We start from the raw sequence: 4121 nt of genomic DNA on the forward strand, positions 1-4121 counted from the left end.
GGGTGTCGGGCTCACGCGCGTCCGTCCGTCGGGGGTGGGGGGTCAGCCGCGCCCGCGGCGCCACTGGCCCGCGAGCAGGTAGGCGAGGTAGAGGCCGCCGACGGCACCGGTCAGGACACCCACGGGCAGCTGGGTCGGGGCGAACAGCCGCTGCGCCGCGAGGTCGCTGACGAGCAGCAGCAGGGCGCCCGTCAGCCCGGCCGCGACGAGGCCGCTGCCGACCGCGCGCGTGAGCCGGCGGGCGACCTGGGGCGCGGCGAGGGCGACGAAGGAGATCGGGCCGGCGGCCAGCGCCGCGAGCGCCGTCAGCACGACGGCCGCGGCGAGGACGGTCAGCCGGACGCGGTCCACCCCGACGCCCAGCCCGCGCGCGGCGTCGTCGCCGAGGTCGAGCAGCGTCAGGGACCGGCCGTGGGCGAGCAGCACCGGGAGCAGCACGGCCAGCCCGAGCGCGACGGGCGCCGCCTGCTCCCAGTCGCGGCCGTTCAGGCTGCCCGTGATCCAGACCTGCGCGGACTGCGCCTCGGGCAGGTCGGCGCGCGTGAGCAGGAAGTTGTTCGCGGCCTGCAGGACGGCGGTCGTGCCGATGCCCACGAGCACGAGGCGGTAGCCCGCCAGGCCACCGCGCGCGGCCAGGAGGTAGACGAGGACCGCGTTGACGAAGCCCCCCGCGAGCGCCCCGAGGGCGGCCTGCGCCGTCGTGCCGCCCAGGACCAGGAGCACCACGAGCGCCCCCGTCACCGCACCCGTGGTGAAGCCGATGATGTCCGGGCTGCCCAGCGGGTTGCGGGTGACGAGCTGGAACACGGCGCCCGCCACGCCCAGGGCGGCCCCGACGAGCACGCCCGTGACCACCCGCGGCAGCCGCAGGCCCAGGACGATGAACTCCTGCGCGGTCGTCCCCTGGCCGACGAGCGTCCGCGCGACCTCGGCGACGGTGAGGGGGTAGTCGCCCGTCGTGAGGCTGACGGTGGCGACGACCAGGACGGCGAGGACGAGGGCGACGCAGACGCCGAGCGTGCGACCCTCGACGCGCACGCTGAGCCGGGCGCCCGCGCGCCAGGTCCCGCCCCGGCGCGCGCGGGCGGCGACGCCCGTCGGGGCGCTCGGCGCGGGGCGCACGCCCGTCGTGGCGCTCACAGCTGCGCCAGCCGGCGCCGGCGGACCAGGGCGATGAGGACGGGCGCCCCGAGCAGGGCCGTGACGATGCTGACCTGCAGCTCGCCCGGGGGGACGACCACCCGGCCGAGGACGTCGGCCAGCAGCAGGAGCGCGGGGGCGAGCACGCACGAGAAGGGCAGCACCCACCGCTGGTCGGGCCCGGTCACGGCGCGCACGACGTGCGGGACGGCGAGGCCGAGGAACCAGATCGGCCCCGCGGCGGCCGTCGCGGCCCCGCACAGCAGGGTCACGGCGAGGGCCGTCAGGACGCGCGTGCGGGCGATCGAGGCGCCCAGTGCCCGGCCCGAGTCCTCGCCCAGCGCGAGGGCGTTCAGGGCGCGCGCCTGCGAGAGCCCCAGCACGGTGCCGACGACGAGGAACGGGGCCACCTGCTCCACCACGCCCAGGTCCTGACCGGCCAGGGACCCGGTCTGCCAGAAGCGGAAACGGTCGAAGATCCGCGCGTCGAGGAGGATCTGCGCGGTCGTGAAGGCGACGAGCGCGGCGCTGACGGCCGTGCCCGCGAGCGCGAGCCGCACGGGGGTCGCGCCCCCGCGGCCCGTCGCCCCCAGCACGTAGACGACGACGGAGACGACGGCGGCCCCGGCCATCGAGGCCCACACGAGGCCGCCGCGGTCGGTGATCCCGAGGAAGCCGACGGCGGCGACCATGGCGGCCGCGGCGCCGGAGTTCACGCCGAGCAGGCCCGGGTCGGCGAGGGGGTTGCGCGTCAGCGCCTGCATGAGCGCCCCCGACAGCCCCAGCGCCGCGCCGACGCCCAGGCCGAGCAGCGTGCGCGGGACGCGCAGCTCGCGCACGACGAGGGCGTCCTGCGACGCGGGCCCGCCCGTGAGGGCGTCCACGACCGTGCCGAGGGGGATGGAGCGCGAGCCGACCGCGAGGCTCGCGGCGACGGCGACGAGCAGGACGGCGACGGCGAGGCAGAGACCGGCGGTGCGCGTCGCGCGGCGCCGCGGGGCGCCGGTGCGGCGGCCGGGCGGACGGCCCCCGGCGGGGACGGCGCGCGGCGGACGCGTCGAGGTGGCCACGAGGTGAGGTTAGCCTGTCCACTGCTGGAGGCGGCCACCCGTGTGACGCACCGGTCGTCCCGGCTGGTCGACGCGCCGCCGGGCTCAAGGTGGCGCCCGGACCTGCCGAGGGACCCGGTAGGGCATGATGTCCTGAGCGGGGGTGCCGACGGCGCCTCCCGCGGTCGAGTGTTCAGCGCTCGCCCCCGCCCACCCGTGGTCCACGGGGAGCCGGAGGGCGGAGCGCGCGAGGTCCCTCCACGGCGAGCGGGGTCGGGCACCACGGCCACCCCGGTTCGTCCTGTCGAGAGGCTCTCGTGAACTCCTCCGCGTCCAGCGGTCCCCGCACGTCCACCCCCGGCTCCGGCGCGTCCGACGCCGGCGTCCCCGCGGCCCGCCGCCGGCGCCGCCGCAGCGGCTCCTCCGGCAGCGCCGAGGCCCAGCAGGCCTCCGTCGCGCAGGCCCGCACCGAGCAGTCCGCCGCGGCCTCCGCCACCGGGCCGGCCTTCCAGGCCCCCGCGCAGCGCGCGGCCGAGCCGCGGCGTGCCCCGCGCCCCGCGCCGACCGTCGCGGACACCGCCGACGACGTCGCGCCCGACGGGCGCACCTTCGCCGAGCTCGGCGTCCCCGCTGCCCTCGTGCGGGTCCTCGAGGCCCGCGGCGTCACCTCGCCCTTCCCCATCCAGTCGGCGACGCTGCCCGACGCCCTCGCCGGGCGCGACGTCCTGGGCCGCGGGCGCACGGGCAGCGGCAAGACCATCGCGTTCGCCCTGCCGCTCGTCGCGCAGCTGGCCGCGTCGGGCACCGCCCGCCGCGCGACCCGGCCGCGCTCGCTCGTCCTCGTGCCGACCCGGGAGCTCGCGACCCAGGTCGCCTCGACGATCACCCCGCTCGCGCAGGCCCTCGGCATGCGCACGGCCGTCGTCTTCGGCGGCGTCGGGCAGAACCCGCAGGCCAGCGCGCTGCGCGACGGCGTCGACGTCCTCATCGCCTGCCCCGGCCGGCTCGAGGACCTCATCGGCCAGGGGCACTGCCGCCTGGACGCCGTCGAGGTCACCGTGCTCGACGAGGCCGACCACATGGCCGACCTGGGCTTCCTGCCCGGGGTCAAGCGCCTGCTCGACGCGACGCCCAAGGGCGGCCAGCGCCTGCTGTTCTCCGCGACGCTGGACAACGGCATCGACGTCCTCGTCAAGCGCTACCTCAGCTCGCCCGTCACGCACTCGGTCGACCCGGCCGTCGCGCCCGTCTCGACCATGGAGCACCACGTGCTCGAGGTCTCCGCGGACGGCAAGGGCGGGCTCGTCAAGGACCTCGCCTCGGGTGCGGGCCGCACGCTGCTCTTCACGCGGACCAAGCACGGCGCCAAGAAGCTGGCCAAGCAGCTCACGGCGGCGGGCGTCCCGGCCGTCGACCTGCACGGCAACCTCAGCCAGAACGCCCGCGAGCGCAACCTCGGCGCGTTCACCGACGGCTCCGTCAAGGTCCTCGTAGCCACCGACATCGCGGCCCGCGGCATCCACGTCGACGACGTGGGCCTCGTCGTGCACGTCGACCCGCCGACCGAGCACAAGGCCTACCTGCACCGCTCGGGCCGCACGGCCCGCGCCGGCGCGGGCGGCACCGTCGTGACGGTCGCGACGCCGGACCAGCGCGGCGACGTGCGCACGCTGGCCCGCCAGGCCGGCATCGCCCCGCAGTGGACGTCGGTCGCGTCGGGGGCCGCGATCGTCGGCGAGCTCACCGGCCCGCGCGCCGAGTGGGTCGACCCCGCGACCGCCCCCGTGCCGCAGGCGCCCGCCCAGCCGCAGCGCGCCCCGCGCGCCGCCGGCTCGGCGCAGGCGCCGTCCACCGGTGGCGGTCGCCGCCGGGGTGGTCGCGGTGGCAGCGGCACCGGCGCGGGGTCCGCGCAGCCGGCCGCCGCGACCACCC

The 4121-nt window shown here is 78.2% G+C and carries 3 protein-coding genes; 1 reads left to right on the forward strand and 2 read right to left on the reverse strand.

All coding sequences use genetic code 11. The annotated features are described in order from the left end of the window. Positions 1 to 42 precede the first annotated feature (42 nt). Both GTR02_RS20230 and GTR02_RS20235 read right to left on the reverse strand, forming a co-directional pair. Complete coding sequence (locus GTR02_RS20230; protein WP_166609281.1) at positions 43 to 1140, reverse strand: iron chelate uptake ABC transporter family permease subunit; 1098 nt, start codon at positions 1138 to 1140, stop codon at positions 43 to 45. Next, positions 1137 to 2210, reverse strand: a complete 1074-nt coding sequence (locus GTR02_RS20235; RefSeq protein ID WP_166609282.1) for an iron chelate uptake ABC transporter family permease subunit — start codon at positions 2208 to 2210, stop codon at positions 1137 to 1139. The genes GTR02_RS20230 and GTR02_RS20235 overlap by 4 nt, the downstream gene beginning before the upstream one ends. A gap of 296 nt (positions 2211 to 2506) precedes the next feature. Here GTR02_RS20235 and GTR02_RS20240 point away from each other — a divergent pair. Then, on the forward strand, positions 2507 to 4121 hold a 1615-nt coding region (locus GTR02_RS20240; protein WP_166609283.1), incomplete at its 3' end, for a DEAD/DEAH box helicase.

The organism is Kineococcus siccus (assembly GCF_009906795.1).
GTDB lineage: Bacteria > Actinomycetota > Actinomycetes > Actinomycetales > Kineococcaceae > Kineococcus > Kineococcus siccus.